Origin of the sequence: Pseudomonas sp. Z1-14, assembly GCF_051132005.1 — a bacterium.
In the GTDB taxonomy this organism is placed as follows: domain Bacteria; phylum Pseudomonadota; class Gammaproteobacteria; order Pseudomonadales; family Pseudomonadaceae; genus Aquipseudomonas.
This window is the reverse complement of the sequence record NZ_CP071646.1, coordinates 4,610,801-4,636,759: the sequence shown is the minus strand read 5'-3', so window position 1 is coordinate 4,636,759 and position 25,959 is coordinate 4,610,801. Positions and strand designations below refer to the sequence as shown.

28 protein-coding genes are annotated in these 25,959 nt (G+C 61.8%); 17 read left to right on the top strand and 11 right to left on the bottom strand.

Annotated features, from left to right (window positions below; translation table 11 throughout):
- The first annotated feature begins 83 nt into the window (after window positions 1-83).
- Window positions 84-1,016: a D-2-hydroxyacid dehydrogenase gene (locus J3P89_RS21350; RefSeq protein WP_434695577.1), complete on the top strand. Its 933-nt coding sequence runs from the start codon at window positions 84-86 to the stop codon at window positions 1,014-1,016.
- A gap of 198 nt (window positions 1,017-1,214) precedes the next feature.
- Here J3P89_RS21350 and J3P89_RS21345 read toward each other — a convergent pair whose 3' ends face one another.
- Entirely contained in the window at window positions 1,215-1,808 is a 594-nt protein-coding gene (locus J3P89_RS21345; protein WP_434695576.1) for a nitroreductase family protein, read from the bottom strand.
- 160 nt (window positions 1,809-1,968) lie between these two features.
- On the opposite strand from J3P89_RS21345, the gene J3P89_RS21340 reads away from it, so the two are divergent.
- Window positions 1,969-2,418 (top strand): YcgN family cysteine cluster protein, encoded by a 450-nt coding sequence (locus J3P89_RS21340; protein WP_003184256.1) that lies wholly within the window; start codon window positions 1,969-1,971, stop codon window positions 2,416-2,418.
- Between the two features lie 30 nt (window positions 2,419-2,448).
- Window positions 2,449-3,678, top strand: a complete 1,230-nt coding sequence (locus J3P89_RS21335) for a hypothetical protein (protein ID WP_434695575.1) — start codon at window positions 2,449-2,451, stop codon at window positions 3,676-3,678.
- A 118-nt stretch (window positions 3,679-3,796) separates the two neighbouring features.
- Here the strand turns inward: J3P89_RS21335 and J3P89_RS21330 are convergent, their stop codons facing one another.
- The 4 genes from J3P89_RS21330 to J3P89_RS21315 all read right to left on the bottom strand — a co-directional run bounded on the left by J3P89_RS21330 (window position 3,797) and on the right by J3P89_RS21315 (window position 6,032).
- Window positions 3,797-4,174, bottom strand: a complete 378-nt coding sequence (locus J3P89_RS21330; protein WP_434603062.1) for a YgaP family membrane protein — start codon at window positions 4,172-4,174, stop codon at window positions 3,797-3,799.
- A 77-nt stretch (window positions 4,175-4,251) separates the two neighbouring features.
- Entirely contained in the window at window positions 4,252-4,722 is a 471-nt protein-coding gene (locus J3P89_RS21325; RefSeq protein WP_264432809.1) for an RNA methyltransferase, read from the bottom strand.
- 201 nt (window positions 4,723-4,923) lie between these two features.
- Window positions 4,924-5,298 carry a YajD family HNH nuclease gene (locus J3P89_RS21320; RefSeq protein ID WP_003184246.1) on the bottom strand — a complete coding sequence of 125 codons (375 nt, stop codon included), beginning with the start codon at window positions 5,296-5,298 and terminating at the stop codon, window positions 4,924-4,926.
- 47 nt (window positions 5,299-5,345) lie between these two features.
- A complete protein-coding gene (locus tag J3P89_RS21315; RefSeq protein WP_030141186.1) occupies window positions 5,346-6,032 on the bottom strand; it encodes a spermidine synthase in 687 nt (228 codons plus the stop codon).
- 76 nt (window positions 6,033-6,108) lie between these two features.
- Here J3P89_RS21315 and J3P89_RS21310 point away from each other — a divergent pair, with 76 nt between their 5' ends.
- Entirely contained in the window at window positions 6,109-6,396 is a 288-nt protein-coding gene (locus tag J3P89_RS21310) for a hypothetical protein (RefSeq protein WP_434695573.1), read from the top strand.
- Between the two features lie 52 nt (window positions 6,397-6,448).
- Here the strand turns inward: J3P89_RS21310 and J3P89_RS21305 are convergent, their stop codons facing one another.
- Both J3P89_RS21305 and J3P89_RS21300 read right to left on the bottom strand, forming a co-directional pair.
- Entirely contained in the window at window positions 6,449-6,922 is a 474-nt protein-coding gene (locus J3P89_RS21305; RefSeq protein WP_434695572.1) for a cyclic nucleotide-binding domain-containing protein, read from the bottom strand.
- Between the two features lie 210 nt (window positions 6,923-7,132).
- Window positions 7,133-9,187: a S9 family peptidase gene (locus tag J3P89_RS21300; RefSeq protein ID WP_434695571.1), complete on the bottom strand. Its 2,055-nt coding sequence runs from the start codon at window positions 9,185-9,187 to the stop codon at window positions 7,133-7,135.
- A gap of 159 nt (window positions 9,188-9,346) precedes the next feature.
- On the opposite strand from J3P89_RS21300, the gene J3P89_RS21295 reads away from it, so the two are divergent.
- The 7 genes from J3P89_RS21295 (at window position 9,347) to J3P89_RS21265 (ending at window position 15,225) form a co-directional block, all read left to right on the top strand.
- On the top strand, window positions 9,347-9,841 hold the full coding sequence (locus tag J3P89_RS21295) for an MFS transporter (protein ID WP_305496183.1): 495 nt from the start codon (window positions 9,347-9,349) through the stop codon (window positions 9,839-9,841).
- A gap of 31 nt (window positions 9,842-9,872) precedes the next feature.
- Window positions 9,873-10,649 (top strand): class II glutamine amidotransferase, encoded by a 777-nt coding sequence (locus J3P89_RS21290; RefSeq protein ID WP_434625392.1) that lies wholly within the window; start codon window positions 9,873-9,875, stop codon window positions 10,647-10,649.
- A gap of 12 nt (window positions 10,650-10,661) precedes the next feature.
- Window positions 10,662-11,204: a DUF2937 family protein gene (locus tag J3P89_RS21285; RefSeq protein ID WP_305496181.1), complete on the top strand. Its 543-nt coding sequence runs from the start codon at window positions 10,662-10,664 to the stop codon at window positions 11,202-11,204.
- A 300-nt stretch (window positions 11,205-11,504) separates the two neighbouring features.
- Window positions 11,505-12,791 (top strand): MFS transporter, encoded by a 1,287-nt coding sequence (locus tag J3P89_RS21280; protein WP_434695570.1) that lies wholly within the window; start codon window positions 11,505-11,507, stop codon window positions 12,789-12,791.
- Window positions 12,792-12,854: 63 nt separating this feature from the next.
- Window positions 12,855-13,607: a 5-oxoprolinase subunit PxpA gene (locus J3P89_RS21275; RefSeq protein WP_434695569.1), complete on the top strand. Its 753-nt coding sequence runs from the start codon at window positions 12,855-12,857 to the stop codon at window positions 13,605-13,607.
- Window positions 13,604-14,308: a 5-oxoprolinase subunit PxpB gene (gene pxpB / locus J3P89_RS21270; protein WP_434695568.1), complete on the top strand. Its 705-nt coding sequence runs from the start codon at window positions 13,604-13,606 to the stop codon at window positions 14,306-14,308. The genes J3P89_RS21275 and pxpB overlap by 4 nt, the downstream gene beginning before the upstream one ends.
- Complete coding sequence (locus J3P89_RS21265) at window positions 14,305-15,225, top strand: biotin-dependent carboxyltransferase family protein (protein WP_434695567.1); 921 nt, start codon at window positions 14,305-14,307, stop codon at window positions 15,223-15,225. The genes pxpB and J3P89_RS21265 overlap by 4 nt, the downstream gene beginning before the upstream one ends.
- Window positions 15,226-15,344: 119 nt before the next feature.
- Here the strand turns inward: J3P89_RS21265 and J3P89_RS21260 are convergent, their stop codons facing one another.
- Entirely contained in the window at window positions 15,345-16,523 is a 1,179-nt protein-coding gene (locus J3P89_RS21260) for a vWA domain-containing protein (protein WP_305496176.1), read from the bottom strand.
- Between the two features lie 34 nt (window positions 16,524-16,557).
- On the bottom strand, window positions 16,558-17,403 hold the full coding sequence (locus tag J3P89_RS21255; RefSeq protein ID WP_304550908.1) for an AAA family ATPase: 846 nt from the start codon (window positions 17,401-17,403) through the stop codon (window positions 16,558-16,560).
- A gap of 201 nt (window positions 17,404-17,604) precedes the next feature.
- Here J3P89_RS21255 and J3P89_RS21250 point away from each other — a divergent pair, with 201 nt between their 5' ends.
- Together J3P89_RS21250 and J3P89_RS21245 are read left to right on the top strand one after the other, a co-directional pair.
- On the top strand, window positions 17,605-17,835 hold the full coding sequence (locus J3P89_RS21250; protein ID WP_434631445.1) for a DUF4160 domain-containing protein: 231 nt from the start codon (window positions 17,605-17,607) through the stop codon (window positions 17,833-17,835).
- Window positions 17,823-18,323, top strand: a complete 501-nt coding sequence (locus J3P89_RS21245) for a DUF2442 domain-containing protein (RefSeq protein WP_434695566.1) — start codon at window positions 17,823-17,825, stop codon at window positions 18,321-18,323. Before J3P89_RS21250 ends, J3P89_RS21245 begins: the two co-directional genes overlap by 13 nt.
- On the opposite strand, the gene J3P89_RS21240 is transcribed toward J3P89_RS21245, so the two are convergent.
- Window positions 18,320-19,396: a DUF748 domain-containing protein gene (locus J3P89_RS21240; protein ID WP_434603071.1), complete on the bottom strand. Its 1,077-nt coding sequence runs from the start codon at window positions 19,394-19,396 to the stop codon at window positions 18,320-18,322. The two genes, J3P89_RS21245 and J3P89_RS21240, sit on opposite strands and share 4 nt — an antisense overlap.
- Before the next feature lie 126 nt (window positions 19,397-19,522).
- Between J3P89_RS21240 and cysK the strand changes: the two genes are divergently transcribed.
- From cysK to J3P89_RS21225, 3 genes are all read left to right on the top strand, one after another.
- Entirely contained in the window at window positions 19,523-20,497 is a 975-nt protein-coding gene (gene cysK / locus J3P89_RS21235) for a cysteine synthase A (protein WP_434569459.1), read from the top strand.
- Window positions 20,498-20,853: 356 nt separating this feature from the next.
- Window positions 20,854-21,792: an aspartyl/asparaginyl beta-hydroxylase domain-containing protein gene (locus tag J3P89_RS21230; RefSeq protein ID WP_434698039.1), complete on the top strand. Its 939-nt coding sequence runs from the start codon at window positions 20,854-20,856 to the stop codon at window positions 21,790-21,792.
- A gap of 333 nt (window positions 21,793-22,125) precedes the next feature.
- Window positions 22,126-22,989, top strand: a complete 864-nt coding sequence (locus J3P89_RS21225) for a DMT family transporter (RefSeq protein ID WP_434695565.1) — start codon at window positions 22,126-22,128, stop codon at window positions 22,987-22,989.
- A 118-nt stretch (window positions 22,990-23,107) separates the two neighbouring features.
- Here the strand turns inward: J3P89_RS21225 and J3P89_RS21220 are convergent, their stop codons facing one another.
- The gene (locus J3P89_RS21220; protein WP_434695564.1) at window positions 23,108-23,998 is read right to left on the bottom strand and encodes a DMT family transporter; all 891 of its coding nucleotides are present in this window, start codon (window positions 23,996-23,998) and stop codon (window positions 23,108-23,110) included.
- A gap of 131 nt (window positions 23,999-24,129) precedes the next feature.
- On the opposite strand from J3P89_RS21220, the gene aceK reads away from it, so the two are divergent.
- On the top strand, window positions 24,130-25,851 hold the full coding sequence (aceK, locus tag J3P89_RS21215; RefSeq protein WP_434625375.1) for a bifunctional isocitrate dehydrogenase kinase/phosphatase: 1,722 nt from the start codon (window positions 24,130-24,132) through the stop codon (window positions 25,849-25,851).
- Window positions 25,852-25,959 lie beyond the last annotated feature (108 nt).

The following is a 25,959-nucleotide window of genomic DNA, read 5'->3' as shown; positions in this document are numbered from 1 at the left end:
CTGGAATGATTATCGGGATGGCCGCGAAGATGGAGCAACACTCTGTCGGCGGTCGTTTGCACTGTTTTTGAAAGGTTTGATTCATGCGCGTTCTGATTGCCGAACACGACCACGCGATGTATGCCCAGCTCCTGCGCCAGGCTGCAGCCGATATCGAAATCCTGACCAGCGGCGACTCCGCTGAACTGTCACGCCTGGCCGCCGATTGCCCGGTCTGGCTCGGCCAGCCGGACTTGCTGGCGACCTTGTTGCGTCAGGGCCACAAGCCCCGTTGGCTGCAATCGACCTGGGCAGGCATCACGCCGCTGCTGGCCGAGGGCCTGCCCCGTGACTACCGTCTGACCCGCGCGGTGGGGATTTTTGGCCAGGTCATGGCCGAATATGTGCTCACCTACATGCTCGGGCATGAGCGCGAAGTCCTGGCGCGCCTGGTCAGCCAGGTGGAGCGCAAATGGGATAATCGCCAGAGCCAGAGCCTGGCGGGCCGCAAGGTATTGATCGTCGGGACCGGCGATATCGGTCGCCGCGTGGCTGAGTTCCTGGTGCCATTTGGCGTGCAGTTGTACGGCATCGCCAGTGAAGCTCGGGAGTTGGCGCCGTTTATTGAAGTTGGCGCGTTGCAGGACTTGCCCCGTCTGGTGGGCGAGGTGGACTACGTGATCAACCTGTTGCCGAATACACCGGACACTCACGATATCTACGACGCGGCGTTGTTCAAGCAATTCAAACCCACCGGGCTGTTCATCAATGTCGGCCGTGGCGTGGCCGTGGTCGATGCGGACCTGGTGCAAGCGTTGCAGGACGGGCACCTGGCCGGTGCGGTAATCGACGTGTGCCGCCAGGAGCCGTTGCCACAGCGCCATCCCTTCTGGACCGCCTGGGGATTGTTGCTGACCGGCCACAGCTCCGCACCGACGTCGCCGCCGATGATGGTGCAGTTGTTCCTGGAGAACCTGCGAGCCTATGAGGCAGGCGAAGCGTTGCGCGGGGAAGTGGATTTCAGTCGGGGCTACTGATCCCGTGCGTGACACCGCGGTAATGCCGTACGTGAACCATCGTGGCGAGGGAGCTTGCTCCCGCTCGGCTGCGAAGCAGTCGTAAAAGCTGTCAGCCGTTGCCTGTCGAATCGTTTGGGGCTGCTTCGCAGCCCAGCGGGAGCAAGCTCCCTCGCCACAGGTTCACTGCCATCCTCAAATGAGCGCAAGGGCTCATGATTACAGGGTGAAATCACCCTCGGCCACCAGTTCGCTCAACGGCCGGCGCGGGCTCGGCACTTCGCGGGCCTGGAGGTAGTCGGCCAGCGTCGATTTGTCTCCCAGCTTGCCAATCGCCACGGCCGCGTGCAGAGCGTAGCCGTCGGGTATCTTCAGTTCCTTGCGGGTCAGCTCCTGGTCGAAGCCGGCCATGCCATGGGTGTGCCAGCCGCTGAGGCTCGCTTGCAACGCCAGGTGGCCCCAGGCCGCGCCCGTGTCGAAGGTGTGGCACTGGGCCGGGGTTTCCTCTGTGGCGCCGGGCACCGCGAAGGTGGTTTTCGAGGCGATGATCACCAGCGCCGAGGCGTGTTGGGCCCAGCCACGGTTGAATTCGTTGAGCAAGCCTAGGTAACGCTCCCAGTTCGGCGTGTCGCGACGGGCATACAGGAAACGCCACGGCTGCGAGTTATAGGCCGAAGGCGCCCAGCGTGCGGCTTCGAAGAAGCTCAGCAGGGTTTCTTGGGAAATGCTTTCAGCGGTGAAAGCGCGGGGCGACCAGCGTTCGATGAACTGGGGGTGGATGGCGTATTCGGCGATGCGGGGATTGGCACTCATGGGCTTACCTTGGCTGGGATCGGGAACGTGATGAAGCAACCTACGTCCAGACATCCGGGCTGACAAGCCCCCTTGTACCGACAGTCGCCAATGCTTGGCCTCAAGAGGCCCCGGCACTAGACTGTCGGCCTTTTCACCACGTGATGTTGATGCTTGAGCCATGGCCGCCAAAGTCGAACCGTTCTGGATACGCAAAACCCTCGATCAGCTTGATTCACAGGAGTGGGAATCGCTGTGCGACGGCTGTGGCCTGTGCTGCCTGCAAAAGCTCGAAGACGAAGACGACAACAGCGTCTACTACACGCGCATCGCCTGCAAGTTGCTCGACCTGAAGACATGTCAGTGCACCGATTACCCCAATCGTCGCGACTTTGTTCCTGATTGCATCCAGCTCACGCCGGGCAAGGCCGATGAGTTCAAATGGCTGCCGCCAACCTGCGGTTATCGCCTGGTCAGCGAGGGCAAGGACCTGCCGCTGTGGCACCATCTGGTCTGCGGCGACCGCGACGCGGTGCATCACGAACGCATTTCCCAATCCGGGCGCATGCTCGCCGAAGGCAGCGTGGCTGAAGAGGATTGGGAAGATCACCTGATTTTCCGCGCCGGCTGAACCACCCGCCATCGCACCCCAGGAGAGCCCATGGCTGCAGGATTGAAATGGTTGCTGGCGGCCGGGCTGCTGGCAGTGAGCGGACGGCTGTGGGCGGTGCAGAAAGTCGATCTGGATTATCACGTCCACCTGTTGCCGCAGAGCGACCAGGCCGAAGTGCGCCTGACGCTGGCGCGGGGCTCGGCGGTGCGTAGCCTGGATTTCGATCTTGGGGGCGATGGTCGCTACAGTGATTTCAGAGCCGATGGCCAGTGGCAACTGACTCCCGGTCACGAAGCTCGGGGCGTCTGGCGCCCAGCTGCTGACAAGGCGAGCCTGACTTATCGCGTCCGCCTCAGCGAGTCGCGCAAAAACGGCTCCTTTGAGACCCGCATGACCCCCGGATGGGCGCTGCTGCGCGGTGATGACCTGGTACCGCCAGCCAGGCTGGATCAGCAGGACGGCACTGAACTGGTTTCACGCCTGGAATTCGAATTGCCGGGTGGCTGGCAAAGCATCGAGACGCCCTGGCCGCGTATCGGCAAGCAGCGTTTTCGCATCGACAACCCTTCGCGCCTGTTCGACCGGCCGACGGGCTGGATGCTGGCCGGCAAGCTCGGCAGCCGCCGCACGCGCCTGGGCGAGACCGAAGTGACCGTGGCTTCGCCGCGAGGCCAGGGCATGCGGCGGATGGACGTGCTGACGCTGCTGACCTTCGTCTGGCCGCAGGTGCAGGCAATCGTGCCGCGCCATCCGGCCAAGCTGTTGATCGTTGGCGCGGGCGATCCGATGTGGCGTGGCGCCCAGGGCGGCCATGAATCGATTTACCTGCATAGCCGTCCGGCACTGGTCAGAGAACGGGGCAGCAGCCCGTTATTGCGGGAGTTGATCCAGGTGCTGGCGCGCATCAATGATCATGATCGCAGCGACTGGATCAGCGAAGGGCTCAACGAGTATTACGCCATCGAATTGCTGCGCCGTGCCGGCGGCATGAGCGACGAGCGTTATCAGGCATTGAATGGTCGACTCGCCCGGGACAGCAAGGGCGTCACGACGTTGCGTGGTGAACAGGTGAGCCCGGCGATGGTGTCCAAGGCGGTGCTGCTGTTGCAGGAGCTGGACCGGGAAATCCGCCTGAAAACCCGCAACAAGCGTTCGCTGGATGATGTGCTGCAAGGGGTGATGCGGTTGGAAACCGTCGACACCGAAGAGTTTGTGCAGCTCAGCGAGAGCATCCTGGGCGGAGGCTCAACTGTCCTGGATACACGGTTACTTCAGTAGTACCGCTTTCGCGAGCAGGCTCCCACACTGGATCTTTAGTGATATACATTTTGCGTACGACTCGATCAATGTGGGAGCGAGCCTGCTCGCGAAGGGGCCATCAGCCTCACCGCAAAAATCAGAGCCCAGCCTTCGGCGAAACCAACGAATCATTCCCCGTCACCGTAGCGGTACCGGTCGCCGCCTCGGCATTGGTTTTCATGCGGCTCAGTTCATCGCCGGCCTGCTCGATCCGGGCGCGGGCGTCGTGCAGGTGCTGACGATTTTTTTCCAGCAGGGTCTTGGCCGAACAATGCCCGGTGATGCCGCGGGCCAGGGCCATGCCGCCGATTGCCAGTTGGGCCAGGCCGATCACACCGCCGCGGCGCAAGCCCTTGCCCATCATCAGCACCCCACCGGCCAGTGACCCAATGCGCTCCCAGCCGTGCACATTCTGCGGGCTGCGGGTTTGGAAAGGGGTGGTCTCAACCGGCCCGAACGGATTGTTGTCGCTCATGATCTGTCTCCAGTGTGGGGATGTGTATAAAGCTGACTGCCAGAGCGAATCCGTCGTTCCATGGAATTTCCCGCCGGTCAGCGAAATTGCGGCCCCGAGCGGGTGTTGTTGCCTTTGGCCATGCGGTCGTAGAGCACGACGTTGACTGTAGCGGCCAGGTTCATGCAGCCGTTGGTGGGGATGTAGATCACATCTTCGCACCAGTCGCGGATGTCCTTGTCCAGAGAACCGTCTTCCGGACCGAAGATGTACAGGGCCCGGTCCGGATGGGTGTATTCGGGCAAGGGACGGGCGCCGTCCACCAGCTCGACGGCCACCGGCACGCAGCCCAGGGGCAGGATTTTTTTCAGGTCGTCGATGCCGATCAGCGGGATGTCGTAGTGGACTTTTTTGGTGTCGGTAACGAAGTCGGCAGCGCGTTCGTAGCGCTTGCCGGTATAGAACACCGACGCGACGCCGTAGCAGCCGGCGGCACGCATGACCGAACCGACGTTTTCCGGCGACTTGGGGTTGAACAGACCGATGCAGCTGTAGCGTTTGTTGGCCACGGACGGGGTGCCTTTGGGAAAAGGCGCGATTATACGGGGAATGGGGGAGGGTGGTCAGGTTCGAGATCAGTGGTGTTTGTTAGATTGCCATCGCGAGCAAGCTCGCTCCCACACTGGATTTTCGGCGTCCACAAAACCTGTGGGAGCGAGCTTGCTCGCGATGGCGGCCTGACAGTCTGCAACATTTTCGGGTAATGACGACTACTCGTCTTTTTTCATCAACCCGGCCAACGCGGCGAAGGGGTTGTGCGTCGCCTTGGCGATCTTCGGCGTGCTCAGGGAGCCGTCGCCGAAGTATTGCTGGTCGGTGTAGCGCGAGTGCTCGTTGTCGTGGCAGTACAGGCACAGCAGTTCCCAGTTGGAACCGTCCTGCGGGTTGTTGTCGTGGTTGTGGTCACGGTGATGGACGGTCAGTTCGCTCAGGCGCTTGCCGGAAAACTCGCGGGCGCAGCGACCGCAGACGTGGGGGTACATTTTCAGGGCTTTGTCGCGGTAGCCCATTTCCCGGTCGCGCTGGGCGTCGGCGAGGATGCGGTCGAGCTTGGCGGTGTTGGACGGTGGGGTGGACGAACTCATGGGTTCACCTTTGTAAAAAGACTGATGACGGTTGGACAGAGTTTAGCTCAGCCCTTGAGCTTCTCGGCAATCCAGATGGTGTGGCGGGTGCCTTTGTTGCCATGGGCGAACACTTGCACCTCTTCGGCCTTGAAGCCGGCCTTTTTCAGCTTGTCGGAAAACTGCCGGTCAGCGCTGGCCGACCATACCGCCAGCACGCCCTTGGGGCGCAGGGCCTTGGCGCACGCGGCCAGGCCGCCGGCCGAATACAGCCAACTGTTGGCTTTCTGGGTAAGGCCTTCCGGGCCGTTGTCGACATCCAGCATGATCGCGTCGAACCCCTGCGGCTCGGCTTGCAGGACCTTGGCGACGTCTTCCATGCGGATCACGGTGCGGGGGTCCGACAGCGGCCGCCCGGCCTTTTCGCCGAGGGGGCCGCGGTTCCACTCGACCACCCCCGGGACCAGTTCAGCCACTACCACTTCGGCGCTCTTGCCCAGGTGTTTGAGGGCGGAGGCGAGGGTGAAGCCCATGCCGAGACCACCGATCAGCACCCGCGAGCCGGGACGGCCGGCGACCTTGCGACAGGGAATCTCGGCCAGGGCATCTTCGGAACCGTGCATGCGGGTATTCATCAACTGTCCGCCGTCACCGCCCTGGATCTTGATGACGAAGTCTTCGCCATACTCGAAAAGGCACAAGGCACCGCCGTTGTCGGGAATGGGCGTGGTGTCGAGCAGAACGAAACGTTTCATGGAAATCTCATGGGAATGGGGCAGACCGGCCCGGTTGGGACTAGCCTGAAAGCAGACAATAGCCACGGAGCCATTGATGAAGTGCACCATTCTAACGGCCATTGCCGTGGCGGCGCTCTCGATAAGTTGCGCCCAGGCCCAGCAGCCGACGATTCCTGTCAGCCCGCCGAGCATCCCCGGGGCGCCGGGCACCGCTACGCCGATGCCGTATCCGCCGGTCACGCCCAACGGCGTGCCCAAGGCTGCCCCACCGGGTGGCGGCCCGCCGCTGTTGCCGCCGATCGAAATGCCCAGGCCGCCGAAGGACCAGCCGATCCCGGGCATGGAGCCGAAGCCGCCGAAGGCCAAGTCGCCGGGGGGTTAGATCGCCAACACCACACAATACCCACAGGTTCTGTATTTAGAGATAGAAAGCGCTACACCTGCTGCGACAGCAACTGCCCGTCGGCCATGCGCAGGCGCCTGGACAGGGAGACGGCAAGGGCGCGGATGATCTTGGCGGCGATCTTCGGTGCGTCGTTGAGCATTTTTTCCAGGGAGTCCTTGCCCAGGTTCAACAACTGACATTCGGTGGCCGCGATGCAACTGGCCGAGCGTCGTTCGCCGTCGAGCACGGCCATTTCGCCGAAGGCGCGGCCGCTGCGCAGCGTGGCGATGGTCACGGGCTGGCCGTCGGGGCCGGTTTTCTGCACGGCCACCTGGCCGGTGTGAAGGATGCACATGAAACTGCCGGCATCGCCCTCGCGAAAAATCGCTTCGCCCTGGGCGACGGTACTGATGCTGAAATAGCCCGATGCCGCGGCAAAGTCGACGGGCAGCAGTTGGTCGAACAGACCACAGTCCATCAGCCAGTCGCGAATTTGGTTGTTCAGTAAGGTCGGTTCTGACATGTCGTCACGGTCTTTTCTTATCGTGTTCTGCGTTTTTGGATTGTCTTGAATGTAAGGCGATTCCCTGTGGGAGCGAGCCTGCTCGCGAATTCGGTCTGTCAGCCAACGTTGGGGCAGGCCGATCCACCGTCATCGCGAGCAGGCTCGCTCCCACATTTGATCCAGTCGAGCCAGGTATGGAGCTAAGACCCGACCATCCCGCAGAGTTCCTCAAGCCACGCCCAAAACCTTCAAGACAAATGCATATTCGAGCGCTACGTCACGCAATCCCTGGTAGCGGCCGCTCATGCCGCCATGGCCAGCGCCCAGTTCGGTCTTGAGTAGCAGCGGGTTTTCGTCGGTCTTGGTCGCGCGCAGTTTCGCCACCCACTTGGCCGCTTCCCAGTACTGCACGCGGCTGTCGTTGTAGCCGGCGATCACCAGCATTGCCGGATACGCCTGGGCGCGGACGTTTTCGTACGGCGCGTAGGCCCGGATCCGATCATAGACGTCCGGCTCCTCGGGATTGCCCCATTCGTCGTATTCGGTCACGGTCAGTGGCAGTTCGGGGTCGAGCATGGTGTTGAGCACGTCGACGAACGGCACTTCGGCGATCGCCACCTTGAACAGGTCCGGGCGTTGGTTGAGGACTGCGCCGATCAGCAGGCCACCGGCGCTGCCGCCGCTGATCGCCAGTTGGTCGGCCGAGGTGAAGCCCTGGGCGATCAGGTGTTCGGCGCAAGCGATGAAATCACTGAAAGTGTTGTGCTTGTGCTCCTGCTTGCCGGCGCGATACCAGGCCTCACCCAGTTCGCCGCCGCCGCGCACATGGGCGATGGCAAACGCTACACCACGATCCAGCAGGCTCAAGCGCGAATGAGAAAACCACGGGTCGAGGCTTTCGCCATAGGCACCGTAGCCGTACAAGTACAGCGGCACGGGCTTGCCCAAGGCCTCGCGCTTGACCACCAGGCTGATGGGCACTTGCGTACCGTCCGGTGCCGTCGCCCAAAGCCGTTGGCTGACATACGCATCGGCATCAAACGGACCCAGCACTGGGGTTTGCTTGAGTACGACCTGAGCACCGCTGGCCAGGTCCAGCTGGCGGATCTGCGCCGGACGATTCAGCGCTTCGTAGCGCAGGCGAATGCGCTCGCTGACAAACTCCAGGCTGTTCTGCACGTGCAGGCTGTAGGCCGCGTCCGGCAATTGCACCCGATAGGCCGGTAAACCTTGTGGGTGGACTTCGATGATCGGCAGGCCGCCCTCGCGCAGGCTCAATGTCATGGCGCTGGCGTTCAGGCTCAGGCCGTCAATCATCACCGTGTCACTGTGGGGGATCAGGTTCTGCCAGTCGGCTTCGGCCGGCGCTTCGCCCATATCGGGCGCCTGGTACAGGGCGAAATTGATGCCGTCGCGGTTGCTGCGGATGAACCAGGTCCATTGCCCTTCGAGCAGGCCATGGTCGACATCGTATTCGTGGTTCTCTACCCGTGGCGCGACGCAGGTAAACGGTTGTTGTGGTTGCGCCGCGTCCAGCACCCAGACTTCGCTGGTGGTCTTGCTGCCCAGGGACAGGATCAACTGCCGCTCGGAGCTTGAACGGTAGCAATGCAGGAAAAAGCGCCCGTCCGGCTCATGGAACACTTCTTCGGCGGCGGTGCCGTCCAGGCGATAGCGCAGCAGCTTGTGCGGGCGATGGGTATCGTCAAGTTCGCCGAAGAACAGCGTCAGGCTGTCGTTGGCCCAGGTCATGCTGCCGTCGCAGTTTTCGAAGGACAGCTCGCTGACCTTGTCGTTGGACAGTTCTTTGACGAACAGCGTATAGATCTCATCGCCGCTGGTGTCCAGGCTGTAGGCCAGACGCTGATGGTCGGGGCTGATGCTGAACGCGCCGAGGGAAAAGAAACCGCCGCCTGCCAGCGCGTTCGGGTCCAGCAACAGCTGTTCACGACTTTCATCGACCGTCAGGCTGTCATCGGCCGGACGCGGGCAACGGTAATGGCGAGCGTATTCATCACCCGCCGTGGTGCGGGTGTAATACAGGTAAGGGCCCCAGGGCGAGGGCAGGGAGAGGTCGGTTTCGAGGATTCGTCCCTTGATTTCCTGGAACAGCGTTTCGCGCAGTTCGGCCTGATCGGCGAGCCGGGCTTGCTGGTAGCTGTTTTCAGCCTTCAGGTATTCGAGCACGGCGTCGGTGTCGCGCTCCTGCAGCCAGGCGTAGGGGTCAACACCGGGGGCCTTGCGGGCAATCGGGGCGTCGGGAACGTGGGCGGATAGGGGCATGGAAAAACTCTCAAGCATGATACGAACAGGGACAAGTGGCCGACGGGGTCAGTTCGGTAGCCGGACCGAAAAACTCACCCCGCCGGGCACCCGGCAGATGCCGGGGCAGCCTGACGAGCGAAAAGCCGTTACTATAAGCGCCTCTTTGCCTGCCTTGCCATGGACACCATGACCGAGAACGATTATCTGATTGCCTGGGGTCTCTACGCCTTCGCCGCCCTCGGCTGCCTCCTGGTGTGGATGCGCATGACCCGCTTCATGTGGCGCTGGTTGCGCGAGCCGCTGCGGCTGCTGATGGCGGTGTTGCTGTTCAGCCCGACCATCGTCGACCCGGTGAAGGAAAAGGTCGCCCCGGCGCTGGCCATTGCCGCCCTGGACTTGCTCTTCAAGGTTGGCAACAACGTCTGGCGCGCAGCGTCCGACCTGCTCATGTACGCCATGATCGCCTTCGGCCTCTATCTGGTCCTGGTGCTGATCCGTATTCCTGTCGAACGCGCGGCCAAGGCTCGCCAGGAGCGGGCCGCCGCAGCCAAAGCGGCCGCCGCTGCCGAGCCTGACGACGAGCCTGCGTTCGGCGTGGCCGGTGATGACCGTTATGGTCGCCCACCCGTGCCGAGCAATCCCCAGCGTTCGCGTATCGAACCGCGCCTGTAACCGGGCTGCCCAATCAAACGAGGGTTCGAGCATGTGTGAGTTATTGGGCATGAGCGCCAATGTGCCGACCGATATCGTCTTCAGCTTCACCGGGCTGATGCAGCGCGGCGGCAGGACCGGGCCGCACCGCGACGGCTGGGGCATCGCTTTTTATGAAGGCCGTGGCCTGCGCCTGTTCCAGGACCCGGCCGCCAGCAGTGAGTCGGAAGTGGCGAACCTGGTGCAACGCTATCCGATCAAGAGCGAAGTGGTCATCGGTCACATCCGCCAGGCCAACGTCGGCAAGGTCTGCCTGTCCAACACCCACCCGTTCGTGCGGGAGTTGTGGGGGCGCAACTGGTGTTTCGCCCACAACGGCCAGCTCGCCGATTTCCAGCCGGGCGTGAGTTTCTACCGCCCGGTGGGCGATACCGACAGCGAGGCGGCGTTCTGCGACCTGCTCAACCGCGTGCGCCAGGCTTATCCTGAGCCGGTGGAGGTCGAGCAGTTGCTGCCGGCCTTGATCGAGGCGTGCAGCGAATACCGCAGCAAGGGCGTGTTCAATTGCCTGCTCAGCGACGGCGACTGGCTGTTCTGCTATTGCTCGACCAAACTGGCGCAGATCACCCGGCGCGCACCGTTCGGCCCGGCGCGGCTCAAGGATGTGGACGTGATTGTCGACTTCCAGGCCGAAACCACGCCCAACGACGTGGTCACGGTGATTGCCACCGAACCCTTGACCGAAAACGAAACCTGGACCCGCTACGAACCGGGCCAATGGAGCCTGTGGCGACGCGGCGAATGCGTCAGCCACGGCCGGACCGAATAAGGACGTCACGTTATGTTGCTCAGTTATCTACGGTTGGTGTTGTTCGCGGTGGGCCTGCTGGTTGGGGTCCAGGTGCCGGGCTTCGTCAATGATTACGCCAAGCGGGTCGAGGCCCACCTGATCGAGGCGCAGACTGGCCTGCAGGGGTTCCAGGGCACCGCCAACCAGTTCTTCAAGGGTGACATGCAGGCCCTGGTGGCGCATTACCGCGCCAGTGAAGACCCGATCTTTCGCAGCGATGCCGACAGCCTGAACACCTTGCTCGTGCGCCAGCAGGCTTTGGACAAACAGTTCCAGGCAATGCAGGGCCCGTGGTACATCCGCCTGCTGCAGGTGGCCCTGGCCGCCGATCCGGACATCCGCAAGGAAACCTGGAACGGCTACAGCTACCAGATCCTGCTGACCCCCGAGGCGATGATCTGGGGCATCAGCGGCGCGATGTTGCTGTCGTTCGGCCTGGAATGCCTGTTCCGCCTGATCGACTGGGTGGTGCTGGGCGGCAAGCGCCTGCGCCAGAGCCGGCCGATCGAAGAGCGTGACCTGCGCGGTCTCTGACTCGATTGTTCAGTGAGCCTCCTGTGGCGAGGGAGCTTGCTCCCGCTCGAGTGCGTAGCGCTCGCAAAATCTTGGCGCCGCTGCGCGCTGGAGCGCCAGCCCGGCCCAGCGGGAGCAAGCTCCCTCGCCACAAAAGCGATCCGCCTTTCCTGGCGATGTGCTGCCCAATCAAGTTTTTCTTATGACCCGGCCAAGGTTTTATTCGTTGGACGCGATCGACCGTGGGCTCAAGAATCGGGGCAACGGTCTCGACGTCAGCGTCGTCGAGACTCACAACAATAAAACCCGTGGAGAACCACCATGAGTGCACCCGACACGCTCGGCGTCCCCCAACCCCAGGCCCGTTCCGGTCCGTTCGATTGGTATCGCAACATCAACCAGCAGGAACGGCGTACCTTCTGGAGCTGCAAGATCGGTTACGCCCTGGACGGCATGGACACCCAGATGCTCAGCTTCGTGGTGCCGACGCTCATCGCGATGTGGGGCATCAGCACGGGTGAAGCGGGGCTGATTCACACCAGCACCTTGATCGCTTCGGCCATCGGCGGCTGGGTGGCGGGCATTCTCTCGGACCGCATCGGTCGGGTGCGCACGTTGCAATTGACGGTATTGTGGTTCGCCTTCTTCACCTTCCTCTGCGGTTTCGCCCAGAACTACGAACAACTGTTGATCGCCCGCACGCTGATGGGCTTCGGCTTCGGCGGCGAGTGGACCGCCGGCGCCGTGTTGATGGGCGAAGTGATTCGCGCCAAGGACCGTGGCAAGGCGGTCGGCATGGTGCAATCGGGCTGGGCCCTGGGCTGGGGCATGACGGCGATTCTGTATGTGCTGCTGTTCTCGGTGCTGCCGCCGGAAGACGCCTGGCGCGCATTGTTCATCCTCGGCATCGTGCCGGCGGTGTTCGTGATCTTCGTTCGCCGGCTGGTCAAGGATCCGGAAGTCTATAACCAGACCAAGGCCCGGCTGACGCCCGAGAACCCGGCGAAGTTCTACGAGATTTTTGCCCCTGGCATTCTGTTCACGACGATTCGAGCCTCGCTGCTGACTACTGGCGCGCTGGGTGGCTACTACGCCATCACCTCCTGGCTGCCGACCTTCCTGAAAAACGAGCGCGGCTTGAGCGTCCTGAGTACCGGCGGCTATCTGGCGATGGTGATCGTCGGCTCTTATGTGGGTTACGTCATCAGCGCCTATCTGTCCGACATCCTCGGACGGAAGAAAAATTTCGTCCTGTTTGCCGTCGGTTCCTTCACCATCGTGCTGCTGTATACCCAGGTGCCGGTGAGCAACAACGTGATGCTGTGGCTGGGCTTCCCCTTGGGCTTCTTCGCTTCGGGCATGTTCAGCGGCATGGGGTCGTTCCTCACCGAACTGTTCCCCACGCGCATCCGCGGATCGGGGCAGGGCTTCTGCTACAACATTGGCCGCGCGGTGGCGGCGCTGTTTCCGCTGTTGATCGGTATCCTGAGCCAGAAGGTGCCGCTGAGCGTCGGCATCGGAGCCTTCGCGGCGGTGTCCTATGGCGTGGTGATCCTGGCGGCCCTGAGCCTGCCGGAGACTCAGGGCAAGCAGTTGGAAGCCGACTGATTGATAACCTGTGGGGGCGCGATCCCCATGGTCTATAAGAAAGAATCCACAGGAGCGTTCACCGTGAACCGCCTGCTACTGAATTGCGACATTGGCGAAAGCTTCGGCAACTGGACCATGGGTCTGGACGCCGAGGTGATGCCCTTTATCGATTGCGCCAACATCGCCTGCGGCTTTCATGCCGGCGACCCGAGCATCATGCGCAAGACCGTCAGCCTCGCCCTGAGCCACGGCGTACGGATCGGCGCGCACCCGGCCTATCAGGACCTGGCGGGCTTCGGCCGCCGCTCCATGGCCTATGGCGCCCAGGAACTGCAAGACCTGCTGCACTACCAGATCGGCGCCCTGGACGGTATCTGCCGGGCCCAGGGTGGACAGGTCAGCTACGTCAAACCTCACGGTGCGATGTACAACGACATGATGGCCAACCCGGCGCAACTGCGTGCTGTTATCGAGGCCATCGCCGCGTATGACCGGCAGTTGCCGCTGATGCTGCTGGCGACCCGGGAGAACAGCGCCGCCCAGGCCCTGGGCGACGAATACGGTGTGACCCTGTGGTTCGAAGCCTTCGCCGACCGGGCCTATGACAGCGCCGGTCGCCTGGTCTCGCGGCAGTTGCCGGGGGCGGTGCATCACGATTCCGAGGTGATCATCGGGCAGGCGCTGACCATTGCCCGCGGCGACGCGCTGACGGCCAGCGACGGCAGCGCCTTGAATCTGCACGCCGATACGTTGTGCGTGCACGGCGACAACGCCAGCTCCGTGGCGGCCGTGCAGCGTATCCGCGAGGCCCTCGACCGGCAGAGCGCGCCATGAAACCACGCGTGGAAGTGGTGGCGGTGGACTGCCTGATGGTGCGCCTGTTCGATGAAATTGCCGAGGCCAACATGCCGTGGATGCTGGCAGCCAGCGCGCGCCTGCGCGCGGTTTTCGCCGATGATCTGATCGATCTGGTGCCGTCCTACACCACCCTGATGGTGCATTACGATTTGCTCGCCCTGACCCCGACCCAGGCCCGCGAGTTGATCGGCGAAGCGCTGAACAACCTCTCGCCGGATGCCCGGTCCGCCGGGCAATGCCATGTGCTGCCGGTGTGGTATGACCCAAGTGTCGGGCCGGAGCTGGACCTGCTGGCGAGCCGCAGCGGGTTGACGGTGACGCAAGTCATCCAGCGTCACAGTGAGCGGGAATATCAGGTGTTCGCCCTGGGCTTCGCGCCGGGATTCGCTTTCATGGGGCTGGTGGACGAGGCGCTGGCCGCACCGCGCCTCGACACCCCACGCAAGCGGGTCGCGGCGGGCAGCGTCGGGATCGCCGAGCGCCAGACCGCCGCGTATCCGGTGGTATCGCCTGGCGGCTGGAACCTGATCGGCCGCACCCCGACCAAATTGTTCGACCGCGAGCGCGACGGCTACAGCCTGATGCAACCCGGCGACACGGTGCGTTTTGCCGCTGTCGATCACGCTGAGTTCATTGCCCTGGGCGGTGATGACACACCGTTGGAGGCACAGGCATGAGCCGTCTGTTGATCGAGGCCAGCACAGCGCTGTGCCTGTTGCAGGACACTGGCCGCTTTGGCGTCAGGCATCTTGGCGTGACCCAGGGCGGCGCGGCGGACTGGCTGTCGATGAGCTGGGCCAACTGGATGCTGGGCAACGCCCCGGATGCCGCGGTGGTGGAAATCACCCTCGGCGGCTTTACCGTGGTGGCCGAGGAGGATTGCGTGCTGGCGCTGGCCGGTGCGGACCTGGGCGCGCGGATAGATGGGCAAGGGGTGGCGTCGTGGCGCTTCTTCAGCCTGCGCCAAGGCCAGACGTTGGCGCTCACTCAGCCGGTGCTCGGTGCCCGCGCCTACCTGGCGGCTCCCGGCGGCTTTAATGCGCCCGCGGTACTGGGCAGCCGGGCGACGGTGGTGCGCGAAGAGCTCGGTGGCCTGGATGGGCGGGGGCGGGCGCTGAGTCGCGGTGAGCAGCTGAGTTATTCAGGCTCGGCAACGCCTCGGCCGATGCCGCACAGGCGGATTCCGGACTTTCAGCAACTGCAGCCGCTGGATCTGATCCTCGGCGCGCAAAATGGCGCGTTCAGCGGACGCAGCCTGTTCGATGCCTTCAATACACCGTGGACGCTGGACAGTCGCGCCGATCGCATGGGCATGCGCTTGCTCGGCCCGGCGCTGGAGTACCAGGGCCCGGCGATGATTTCCGAAGGCATTCCGCTCGGCGCCGTGCAGGTGCCGCCGGACGGCCAGCCGATCGTGCTGCTCAATGATCGGCAGACCATCGGCGGTTATCCGCGCCTGGGCGCCTTGACGCCGCTGTCCCTGGCCCGGCTGGCGCAATGCCTGCCAGGGACGCAGCTGCGGTTGCGGCCGGTGGTGCAGGCCGTTGCGCATCGGCAGCAGGTTGAGTGTATGCGGGGGTTGTTAAACCGCTAAAAGCTTCGTCGGATCGCCGCCCGGAGCAGGCTCGCTCCCACAGGGGATCTAAGGTGTGACGAAGATCCAGTGTGGGAGCGAGCCTGCTCGCGAAGAGGCCCTGAAAGGCACCAAAAATCTTACTTGGAAAGAAACCGCATCCCTTCCTCCAACCCTCGCAACGTCAGCGGATACATCCGGTCTTCCACCAACTCACGGACGATATTGGTCGAGGCGGTGTAGCCCCAGGTGTCCTTCGGGTACGGATTGATCCAGATGAGCTTCTTGTACTTCTCCATGAAGCGCTGCATCCACACATAACCGGCTTCTTCGTTCCAGTGCTCGACGCTGCCGCCGGCCTGGGTGATCTCGTAGGGGGCCATGGCCGCGTCGCCGATGAAGATCACTTTGTAGTCGGCGCCGTATTTGTGCAGCAGGTCCTGGGTCGAAGTGCGCTCCGAGGTGCGACGCAGGTTGTTCTTCCACACCGATTCGTAGACGAAGTTGTGGAAGTAGAAATACTCCAGGTGCTTGAACTCGGTCTTGCAGGCCGAGAACAGCTCCTCGCAGATCTTCACATGGGCGTCCATCGAGCCGCCGATGTCGAACAGCAGCAGGAGCTTGACGGTGTTGCGGCGCTCCGGGCGCATCTGGATGTTCAGCAGGCCAGCGTCCCGGGCGGTGTGATCGATGGTGCCGTCGATGTCCAGCTCTTCGGCCGCGCCCTGGCGGGCGAACTTGCGCAGGCGGCGCAGGGCGATCTTGATGTTGCGGGTGCCCAGTTCCACCTGGTCGTCGAGGTTCTTGTACTCGCGCTGGTCCCAGACTTTCACGGCCTTGCCCTGGCGCTTGCCAGCGTCGCCGACCCGGATACCCTCGGGGTTGAAGCCGCCGGAACCGAACGGGCTGGTGCCGCCGGTGCCGATCCACTTGTTGCCGCCGGCGTGGCGTTCCTTCTGTTCTTCCAGACGCTTCTTGAACTCTTCGATCAGCTTGTCCAGACCGCCCAGGGACTGGATCTGCGCCCGTTCCTCATCGGTCAGGGAGCGCTCGAACTCCTTGCGCAACCAGTCCTCGGGAATCAACGCCTGCAGATGATCATCAAGTTTTTCCAGGCCATTGAAGTAAGCGCCGAACGCTCGGTCGAACTTGTCGAAGTGCCGTTCGTCCTTCACCAGGATGGCCCGGGACAGGTAATAGAACTCGTCCATGTCGGCGAAGATCACCCGCTGTTTCAGTGCGTTGATCAGGTCCAGCAGTTCGCGCACCGACACCGGCACCTTGGCGGCGCGCATCTCATTGAACAGGTTAAGCAGCATGGCAATCGCCCTCGCTCTTGTTGGACGAAGAGGATCAGCGAGTGCCGCGACGGCTCATGAACGCCAGGCGCTCGAGCAATTGCACGTCCTGTTCGTTTTTGACCAGGGCGCCGGCCAGCGGCGGGATAGCCTTGGTCGGATCACGCTCGCGCAGCACCGCTTCGCCGATGTTGTCGGCCATCAGCAGCTTGAGCCAGTCCACCAGTTCGGAGGTGGAGGGTTTTTTCTTCAGGCCCGGTACCTTGCGCACGTCGAAGAACACGTCCAGCGCTTCGCTGACCAGGTCTTTCTTGATGTCCGGGTAGTGCACGTCGACGATTTTCTGCAGGGTGGCGCGGTCGGGGAAGGCGATGTAATGGAAGAAGCAGCGGCGCAGGAAGGCGTCCGGCAGTTCCTTTTCGTTGTTGGAGGTAATGATGATGATCGGCCGTTGCTTGGCCTTGATGGTTTCGTCCGTCTCGTAGACGTAGAACTCCATCTTGTCGAGTTCCTGCAGCAGGTCGTTGGGAAACTCGATGTCGGCCTTGTCGATTTCGTCGATCAGCAGGATGACCCGCTCTTCGGACTCGAACGCTTCCCAGAGCTTGCCTTTCTTCAAGTAGTTGCGCACATCGTGGACCTTGTCCACGCCCAGCTGTGAATCCCGCAGGCGGCTGACCGCATCGTATTCGTAGAGGCCTTGGTGGGCCTTGGTCGTGGATTTGATGTGCCAGGTGATCAGGCGCGCGCCGAAGGACTCCGCCAGTTGTTCGGCCAGCATGGTCTTGCCGGTGCCCGGTTCGCCCTTGACCAGCAACGGCCGTTCCAGGGTGATGGCGGCGTTCACCGCCAGTTTCAGGTCATCGGTGGCCACGTAGGCGCGGGTGCCTTCGAACTTCATCTGCAAAATCCTCGAACGGTGTCGCCGGCCCGGCGAGGCGGGGCGCGCGAAATAAATGTCGTGCCCGAACTATAACGCGCGGCCCCGCCGACTGTGAACGCAGACGCTGTATTCAGTCTCTGAATGGGGCGTCACATGTTGACTCAGTCTCGGCGTCTTGCCAGTATTGCCTATCGCCAAATCGGCGATACATTCGATGGCATGTCTACTAAATATCGATTCAGAGATACCTATCGCATCCAATTGCGGGAAAGGGATCATCCACCTCCCCATGTCCACCTGACCGGTGGCGGAGTGGATGTCGTCCTGAGTCTGGAAACCGTTGAAGTCATGATGGGCCGCGCTCCGCCATTGATTATCAAGGAAGCGCTGGACTGGGTCCGGGCCCATCAGGCGCAACTGCTGGAGGATTGGCAACGATGCTACCCATGAAACGGCCGCGGCTAATGGCCGTGCAGCCTTTATTGCCGTTCAGTCTCGAACTGACATTCATCGACGGTCAGCAACTGAGGCTGGACTTGAGCACCGATGTGCAAAGTTATCCGGGCTTGCAGCCATTGCTTGAAGACGGTGCGTTTGGTGGCGCAGCCCTGGGCGACGACGGCTGGAGTGTGGAGTGGCCGGACCTGGATATCCAGATCGGCGCCGACACCTTGTATTTCAACGCATTGGCCCAGAACGCCGCGGATGAAAACACCCGTATTTTCATCGATTGGCGCGCCCGAACCGGGTTGCCATTGAACAAGGCGGCCGAAGCGCTGGGGGTCAGTCCTCGCAGTATCACTCGCTACAGCAGCGGCCGTGAGGCGGTACCACGATCGCTGGCTCTTGCATGCCTGGGCTGGGACTCTCTGCAGCGCGGTACGGGCCGGGCGGTGGCGGAGCAAAAAGGTCGCTACGTTGTCACTCCCAAGACCTAGTCTTTGGAGGGCGGCGGCTGTTCATAACGGGCATTGAAGGCCTGGACGAAACCGTTGCGCAGAATCTGCAGGAAGGCTTCGAAGGCGCTGATGTTCTGCTGGTGCACGTTGCCGCTGAGCTCCACGCGAGTGGCGAACTGGTTCTTGCTCTGGTTTTTCAGGGCGGTTTCGCCCGTGCCGACCAAGGCTTCCCAGACCGAACGGAAGATGTTCTTGTTCTTGTTTTCGACGTCCTGTTGCCAGTCGAACACGTCCACATCGCGAAGCAGTGGCTTGATGTAACCGCTGAGCCGGGCGTTGTCGGCTTCGGCCTCGACTACAAGGTCGCCGTGGCCGGCGTTGAAGTCGAACTTGCCATAGGCCGCGGCAAAGTCGTTCAGGCGCTTGAGCTCGATGTTGGTGGCGCGCAGGCGAAAATCGAAATCCTCGAAGTCGCTCAATGGGTCGAAGGTTGCCTGGACTTCCAGCGGCGCATGCTCGGCCACCAGGGCCTTGCCTTCGAAACGGGCGTCGCGCTTGCCTTCGGTGTCGACCACATTGGTCAGGTTATAAAAGCTGGCGTTGACGTTGGTAGCTCGCAGATTGACCGGTGGTTTGGAGTTGAAGTTGCGAAACGTGGCCTTGCCGTCGCTGATCCGCACCTCGTTCAGGGTGATGGGCATCAGTTTGCTCAATTGTTCACGCCAGTTGGTGCCACGGCCGGTCTGGGAATTCTGCCGGTTGGGCCCGCCGTCAACGAAGTTGACCTCGGGATGGGTGAACTCCACGGCGGCCACCACCGCATGGTCATACCAGAGCGAGTGCCAGCTCACGGACAGGTCGACCAGCGGCGCGTCGACGAATGGCACCGGGATCTTGCCATCGACCTTGACGATTTTCAGGCCATTGATCCGGTAGGCGCCGCGCCAGAGCGCGAGGTCGACATCGCTGACCTGGCCGCGGTAGTCGCCCATGTCCGCCAATTTATCGTTCAGGTAGTCGCGCACCAGATAAGGCAGCGCGAAATGCACGGCCACCAGCAGTGCAACGATGGCGACGAAGGCCCACAGTGGCCAACTGTATCGACGCTTCATGTCAGTAGTCTCCGTTGTTAAAGCCATTGACTCTCGTAACAACTGGAACGTTCGCTGCAACTGGACGCCCTTTGGCAACAGGCTTACCTTTAAGCGCTAAATTCCCTCTGCATTAAGGACCCGGTCATGAGTCGTATATACGCTGACAACGCCCATTCCATCGGCAATACGCCACTGGTGCAGATCAACCGCATCGCCCCGCGCGGCGTGACCATCCTGGCGAAGATCGAAGGGCGCAACCCGGGTTATTCGGTCAAGTGCCGGATCGGCGCAAACATGATCTGGGACGCTGAAAGCTCAGGTCGTCTCAAGCCCGGCATGACCATCGTCGAGCCAACCTCGGGCAATACCGGCATTGGCCTGGCGTTCGTGGCCGCCGCCCGTGGCTACAAGTTGATGCTGACCATGCCGGCGTCCATGAGCATCGAGCGGCGCAAGGTGCTCAAAGCGCTGGGCGCGGAGCTGGTGCTCACCGAGCCGGCCAAGGGTATGAAGGGCGCCATCGAGAAGGCCGCCGAGATCCTCGCCAGCGACCCATCGAAATATTTCATGCCGCAGCAGTTCGATAATCCGGCGAACCCGGCGATCCATGAAAAAACCACCGGTCCGGAAATCTGGAACGATACCGATGGCGCGGTGGATGTGCTGGTCGCAGGCGTGGGCACGGGTGGAACCATTACCGGGGTCTCGCGGTATATCAAGAACACCTGTGGCAAACCGATCCTGTCGGTGGCGGTGGAGCCCGAGGCATCGCCGGTGATTACCCAGGCGATGGCGGGGCAGGAGATCAAGCCGAGCCCGCACAAGATCCAAGGGATCGGTGCGGGTTTTGTACCGAAGAACCTCGATCTGTCGATTGTCGACCAGGTCGAGCGAGTGACCGATGAGGAGTCCAAGGCCATGGCCCTGCGCCTGATGCAGGAAGAGGGCATCCTTTGCGGCATTTCCTGCGGCGCGGCCATGGCCGTGGCGGTGCGCCTGGCGGAAAAACCGGAAATGCTGGGCAAGACGATCGTGGTGATCCTGCCCGATTCGGGCGAAAGGTACCTGTCGAGCATGTTGTTCAGTGACCTGTTTACCGAGCAGGAGACTCAGCAGTAACTGAATGCTGGATTTAGCGGGGGAAGGCTCTTGTGGCGAGGGAGCTTGCTCCCGCTCGACTGCGAAGCAGGCGCCCGGGATTGAGGCGTGCCGCCGATTGCAGGGGCGCGCTTCGCACGCCAGCGGGAGCAAGCTCCCTCGCCACAAAAAGATCTCGCCCTCTGGAGGGCAGGTGGAAGATCGTTCGATGCGTCAGCCAAGGTTCAGCTGACGCATGTTAAGAAGGGCTTTGTTGCGTAATCCTCAACAGTGAATGTCGCGTCTGACGATGTTTCATCTGCACGAGGATATCTAACATGGCCAGCCGCCGCGTCGGGCTGATGGCGCTGCGCAATTCAAACAAGGAGTTGAAAGAAATGAGCGTTTCGTTTGTCGCCAAGGCCTCGGTGTTGCTGCTGTTTGTGGGCAGTACGCTTTTTGTGCATTTGCGTGGCAAGGCGCGTCTGCCGGTGTTGCGCCAGTTCGTCAACCACTCGGCGTTGTTTGCCCCTTACAACGCCTTGATGTATTTGTTTTCCAGGGTGCCCTCCAAGCCCTACCTCGATCGCCGCGAATTTCCGGAATTGGATGTGCTCAAGGAAAACTGGCAAGTGATCCGCGACGAAGCCATGCATCTTTTCGACGAGGGTTATATCCGCGCCGCCGAGAAAAACAACGACGCCGGTTTCGGTTCGTTCTTCAAGAAAGGCTGGAAGCGCTTCTACCTCAAGTGGTACGACAAACCGCTGCCATCGGCGGAGTTGTTGTGCCCCCGGACCGTCGAGCTGGTCAATCGGATTCCCAACGTGCGGGGCGCGATGTTTGCCCTGTTGCCGGGGGGCAGCCATCTCAATCCCCATCGTGACCCGTTCGCCGGTTCGCTGCGCTATCACCTGGGGCTGTCCACACCCAACTCCGATGATTGCCGGATCTTCGTCGACGGGCAGGTCTACGCCTGGCGCGACGGCGAAGATGTGATGTTCGATGAAACGTATGTGCACTGGGTCCGCAATGAAACAGACCAGACGCGCGTGATACTGTTCTGCGATATCGAGCGTCCCCTCAAAAACCCATTGATGACTCGTTTCAATCGCGCCATCAGTGCCTTCCTCGGCCGCGCCACCGCGCCGCAGAACCTGGATGACGAGCGCGTCGGCGGCATCAACCGCGCCTATGCCTGGAGCAAGACGTTCAGCGACGGTATCAGCGGCCGGGTCAAGCAATTCAAGCGCCGGCATCCCAAGGCCTATCGGGTGATGCGACCGGTGTTGGCGGTGGCTGTGTTGACGGCGCTGGGCTACTGGTTGTTCGTTTAAACATTGCGTTACACATCGGCCGCTGGTTATAGTCGGCGCTCGGTCTTCGGACCCATCCCTCAAGAGATCGGCTCATGCCTGCATTCCCATTCACCGCGGTTGTGGTTCCAGCGTTCAACGCTGGCGTCGTGCCGTGCGGGAATCCGCAGCCTGAGCAGATCGGTCAATACCCTCCACCTGTCAGTCGCTCACCGGTATACGCCTGCGTATCACCGCCGGGTGTTGGCGTTCGGGGCTGATCGGCAACGGTTGCCGTCCCCTGCCTGCCTGAAAAAAACGACTGGATTTCAGCTTCGGCTGAGTTGGCTTTTTGCCTGACTACAGGTGGTTTTCATGTTTTCCTTTTCCAAGAACGCCTTATTGGCGACGGCTTCCACGAGCCTGTTCGTTTTGTTGTGGAGCAGCGGAGCGATCTTTTCCAAACTGGGCCTGGCCCACGCGTCACCCTTCGCTTTCCTGCTGATCCGTTTTGCGCTTGCGCTGTGCGCGCTGGTGCTGTTGATCCCGCTGTTGAAGTTCAAGCTGCCGAAGGCTGGCAAGCCGATGCTGTACGCGGCGGCGACCGGCCTGGTGTTGTTGGGTGCCTATCAGATTTTCTATCTGCTGGCGCTGCAATTGAACGTTACGCCCGGTGTGATGGCCACGTTGATGGGCGTACAACCGATCCTCACCGTGGTGCTCATGGAGCGCCAGCGTTCCTGGCAACGGATGTTCGGCCTGGCGCTGGGCCTGGTGGGCTTGATCATGGTGGTGTACCAAGGCATTGGCCTGGCCGGCATGTCGTTGACGGGCATGCTGTGCGGGTTGCTGGCGCTGGTGAGCATGACGGCAGGTTCGATCATGCAGAAGCGCATCACCGACAATCCCCTCGGTACATTGCCGGTGCAGTACCTGGCCGGGCTCTTGCTGTGCGCGGTGTTCGTGCCGTTTCAACCGTTTCACTTCGAGCACAATGCGGGGTTCATCGTGCCGGTGTTGTGGATGGGGCTGGTGGTGTCGGTGTTGGCGACCTTGTTGCTTTACCGCTTGATCGCCCGGGGCAACCTCGTCAACGTCACCAGCCTGTTCTACCTGGTGCCGGCAGTGACGGCGATCATGGACTACCTGGTGTTCGGCAACCGGCTGGCGTTATTGAGCCTGCTGGGCATGGTGCTGATCATCGTCGGGTTGGTGTTTGTGTTCCGTAAGAGCCGCTAGCCGATAGATATCTATTGATTGCACCACTGCTTTCGCGAGCAGGCTCGCTCCCACAAGGATTGCAATTGACCTGTGGGAGCGAGCCTGCTCGCGAAGCTTTTTTGGCCACACCGATGAATTACCGGCTAGACGCCCCAGGCTTCAACACCAGCCACAACGCCGCCGCAATCAACACCCCGCCATACAAATGCGCCATCCCCAACGGCTCATCCAGCAGTAACGCGCCCCACAGCACGCCGAACGGCGGGATCAAAAAGGTCGTTGTCATGGATTTGACCGGACCGATAGAGCTGAGCAAGCGGAAATACAGGATGTACGCCAGCGCGGTGCAAACCAGGCCCAGCCCCAGCAACGATAGCCAGACGCTCCAGCCGCCCCAACTGGCCGGCGGTTGGCTGATGACGCTGTAACCGAACAACGGCAACAGGAAAACCGTGGCGCCGAACATGCTGCCCAGGGCCGAGAGGCGGCTGTCCAGCCCACCTTGATGGTCGAGCCAACGACGGGTGAGGAAGCCGGCAAAACCGTAGCAAGTGGTGGCGAGCAGACAGGCGAGGGCACCCATCAGTAACTGGTGGTCGAATGCCACCGGGCCGGCACCGGTCAGGATGCCAACGCCGAACAGGCCGAGGAACACCCCGCTGACCTTGGCCACGGTGAGTTGCTCGCTGAAAAACAACCCGCCGATCAGCACGCCCATCAACGGTGTGGTGGCGTTGAAGATTGCCGAATAACCGGCCGGCAATACTTGGGCGGCAAGGGAATAGAACGTTGCCGGAATGCCCGAGTTGATCAGGCCCAGCACCATCACCGCTTTCAGCTTGCCGCGAAAATTCCAGTCGATACGCATCAGCGCAAGAATGACCAGCAGGCCGACGAAGGCAATGGAAACGCGGAAAAAAGCCGTAGGAATCGTGCCAATCACCGGGGCGATGATGCGCATGAACAGGAAGCTGGCCCCCCAGATGGCGGCCAGCGACAGCAAGCGCAGGGTGTCGACGAGATTCACGAGATGCGTCCTTCCTTGATCGGGCCGCAAGTGTCGCCCCGCCAAACACCGATGGCAATGGTTGCGTTGCCGCTCGATTGGCCTCTAAGCTCAGTCGCCAATAACAAGCATGACCCGCCGAGGTTTTCCCTATGTCGCAGCCATGGCCCGCCACCGATATCGCCCGTTCGATTCTCGACGGCTTCGATGATTACCGTGAGCAATTCCGGCACATCACCGATGGCGCCCGCGCCCGGTTCGAGCAGGCGCAGTGGCAGGAGGCGCAAGCAGCGTCGGCGGCGCGCATCAACTTGTATGAAGAAAAAGTCTTCGAAACCGTGGCCAGGCTGCGCAACACCTTCGATGCCGAGGCCTTGATGGATGTCGGTTGCTGGCCGCTGGTGAAAAGCGCCTATATCAGCCTGATCGACCTGCGGTTTGACGATGAGCTGTCGGAGACCTGGTACAACTCGATCTTCTGCGGCCTGTTCAGCCATGACCTGATCAGCGACGGCACCATGTTCATCCACACCACCCGGCCGAGCCTGCGCCGTGCCCGTGCGGCCCAGACCCGGACCTACAAACCCCAGGGGCAACTGGACAGGATGCTGGCGGCGATTTTCGCCGACTACCGCTTCAGCGAGGACTACGCCGACCTGCCCGGCGACCTGCAACGCCTCGAAAGCCAACTGCGCGAGAACCTGCCGGATTGGGTCTGCAAGGATCCGGAACTGACGGTGGAGTTGTTCTCCTCGGTGCTCTACCGCAACAAGGGCGCCTACCTGGTGGGGCGCATCTACACCCGTGACGACCAATGGCCGCTGGTGATCCCGCTGCTGCATCGTGAAGGGCGTGGCATCCAGATCGACGCGCTGATTACCGACGAGGCGCAGGTGTCGATCATCTTCTCGTTTACCCGCTCGTATTTCATGGTGGATGTGCCGGTGCCGGCGGAATTCATCGGTTTCCTCAAGCGCATCCTGCCGGGCAAGCACATCGCCGAGTTGTACACGTCCATCGGTTTCTACAAGCACGGCAAATCGGAGTTCTACCGGGCGCTGATCAACCACCTGGCGAATACCGACGACCAGTTCATCATGGCCCCGGGCGTGCGCGGCATGGTCATGAGCGTGTTTACCCTGCCGGGCTTCAACACGGTCTTCAAAATCATCAAGGACCGCTTCTCGCCGTCGAAAAACGTCGACCGGGCCACAGTGATCGAGAAGTATCGACTGGTGAAAAGCGTCGACCGGGTCGGGCGCATGGCCGACACCCAGGAGTTCGCCGACTTCCGTTTTCCCTTGAGTAAATTCGAACCGGCCTGCCTGGAAGAATTGCTGGAAGTGGCGCCGTCCACGGTGTCGGTGGAAGGCGACACGGTGCTGATTCGCCACTGCTGGACCGAACGCCGGATGACGCCGCTGAACCTCTATCTGGAAAACGCCAACGAGGCCCAGGTACGCGAGGCGCTGGAGGATTATGGCCTGGCGATCAAGCAACTGGCGGCGGCCAATATCTTCCCCGGCGACATGCTGCTGAAGAACTTCGGCGTCACTCGCCATGGTCGCGTGGTGTTCTACGACTACGATGAAATCTGCTTCCTGACCGAAGCCAACTTTCGCCACATCCCGCAGCCGCGCACACCGGAAGATGAAATGGCCTCCGAGCCTTGGTATTCCATCGGCCCGCTGGACGTCTTCCCGGAAGAATTCCCGCCGTTCCTGTTCGCCGATGCCGGGCAGCGCAAGCTCTTCGACCAGTTGCACGGCGAGTTGTACAACGCCGACTACTGGAAGGGCCTGCAAGAGGCGATTCGGGCGGGGAAGGTGATCGATGTGTTTCCGTATCGGCGTAAGGACCTGGACAGCGAATAATCGCCCGGCAAACAAGCCCCTGTGGCCTGCGGCTCATAGTCTGTGGTCTGTGGTCTCTGGCTTTTGTGGCGAGGGAGCTTGCTCCCGCTGGACTGCGCAGCAGGCCCC

Bases quoted from the DNA above. Each gene is read 5' to 3' on its own strand.
- J3P89_RS21280 (WP_434695570.1), top strand. From the start codon at position 11,505: ATGAGTGCACCCGACACGCTCGGCGTCCCCCAACCCCAGGCCCGTTCC.
- J3P89_RS21265 (WP_434695567.1), top strand. From the start codon at position 14,305: ATGAGCCGTCTGTTGATCGAGGCCAGCACAGCGCTGTGCCTGTTGCAG.
- J3P89_RS21225 (WP_434695565.1), top strand. From the start codon at position 22,126: ATGTTTTCCTTTTCCAAGAACGCCTTATTGGCGACGGCTTCCACGAGC.
- J3P89_RS21245 (WP_434695566.1), top strand. From the start codon at position 17,823: ATGCTACCCATGAAACGGCCGCGGCTAATGGCCGTGCAGCCTTTATTG.
- J3P89_RS21305 (WP_434695572.1), bottom strand. From the start codon at position 6,922: ATGTCAGAACCGACCTTACTGAACAACCAAATTCGCGACTGGCTGATG.
- pxpB (WP_434695568.1), top strand. From the start codon at position 13,604: ATGAAACCACGCGTGGAAGTGGTGGCGGTGGACTGCCTGATGGTGCGC.
- J3P89_RS21290 (WP_434625392.1), top strand. From the start codon at position 9,873: ATGTGTGAGTTATTGGGCATGAGCGCCAATGTGCCGACCGATATCGTC.
- J3P89_RS21255 (WP_304550908.1), bottom strand. From the start codon at position 17,403: ATGAAGTTCGAAGGCACCCGCGCCTACGTGGCCACCGATGACCTGAAA.
- J3P89_RS21300 (WP_434695571.1), bottom strand. From the start codon at position 9,187: ATGCCCCTATCCGCCCACGTTCCCGACGCCCCGATTGCCCGCAAGGCC.
- J3P89_RS21250 (WP_434631445.1), top strand. From the start codon at position 17,605: ATGTCTACTAAATATCGATTCAGAGATACCTATCGCATCCAATTGCGG.
- J3P89_RS21340 (WP_003184256.1), top strand. From the start codon at position 1,969: ATGGCCGCCAAAGTCGAACCGTTCTGGATACGCAAAACCCTCGATCAG.
- J3P89_RS21330 (WP_434603062.1), bottom strand. From the start codon at position 4,174: ATGAGCGACAACAATCCGTTCGGGCCGGTTGAGACCACCCCTTTCCAA.
- J3P89_RS21260 (WP_305496176.1), bottom strand. From the start codon at position 16,523: ATGCTGCTTAACCTGTTCAATGAGATGCGCGCCGCCAAGGTGCCGGTG.
- aceK (WP_434625375.1), top strand. From the start codon at position 24,130: ATGTCGCAGCCATGGCCCGCCACCGATATCGCCCGTTCGATTCTCGAC.
- J3P89_RS21350 (WP_434695577.1), top strand. From the start codon at position 84: ATGCGCGTTCTGATTGCCGAACACGACCACGCGATGTATGCCCAGCTC.
- J3P89_RS21345 (WP_434695576.1), bottom strand. From the start codon at position 1,808: ATGAGTGCCAATCCCCGCATCGCCGAATACGCCATCCACCCCCAGTTC.
- J3P89_RS21285 (WP_305496181.1), top strand. From the start codon at position 10,662: ATGTTGCTCAGTTATCTACGGTTGGTGTTGTTCGCGGTGGGCCTGCTG.
- J3P89_RS21310 (WP_434695573.1), top strand. From the start codon at position 6,109: ATGAAGTGCACCATTCTAACGGCCATTGCCGTGGCGGCGCTCTCGATA.
- J3P89_RS21230 (WP_434698039.1), top strand. From the start codon at position 20,854: ATGAGCGTTTCGTTTGTCGCCAAGGCCTCGGTGTTGCTGCTGTTTGTG.
- J3P89_RS21315 (WP_030141186.1), bottom strand. From the start codon at position 6,032: ATGAAACGTTTCGTTCTGCTCGACACCACGCCCATTCCCGACAACGGC.
- cysK (WP_434569459.1), top strand. From the start codon at position 19,523: ATGAGTCGTATATACGCTGACAACGCCCATTCCATCGGCAATACGCCA.
- J3P89_RS21320 (WP_003184246.1), bottom strand. From the start codon at position 5,298: ATGAGTTCGTCCACCCCACCGTCCAACACCGCCAAGCTCGACCGCATC.
- J3P89_RS21335 (WP_434695575.1), top strand. From the start codon at position 2,449: ATGGCTGCAGGATTGAAATGGTTGCTGGCGGCCGGGCTGCTGGCAGTG.
- J3P89_RS21240 (WP_434603071.1), bottom strand. From the start codon at position 19,396: ATGAAGCGTCGATACAGTTGGCCACTGTGGGCCTTCGTCGCCATCGTT.
- J3P89_RS21295 (WP_305496183.1), top strand. From the start codon at position 9,347: ATGGACACCATGACCGAGAACGATTATCTGATTGCCTGGGGTCTCTAC.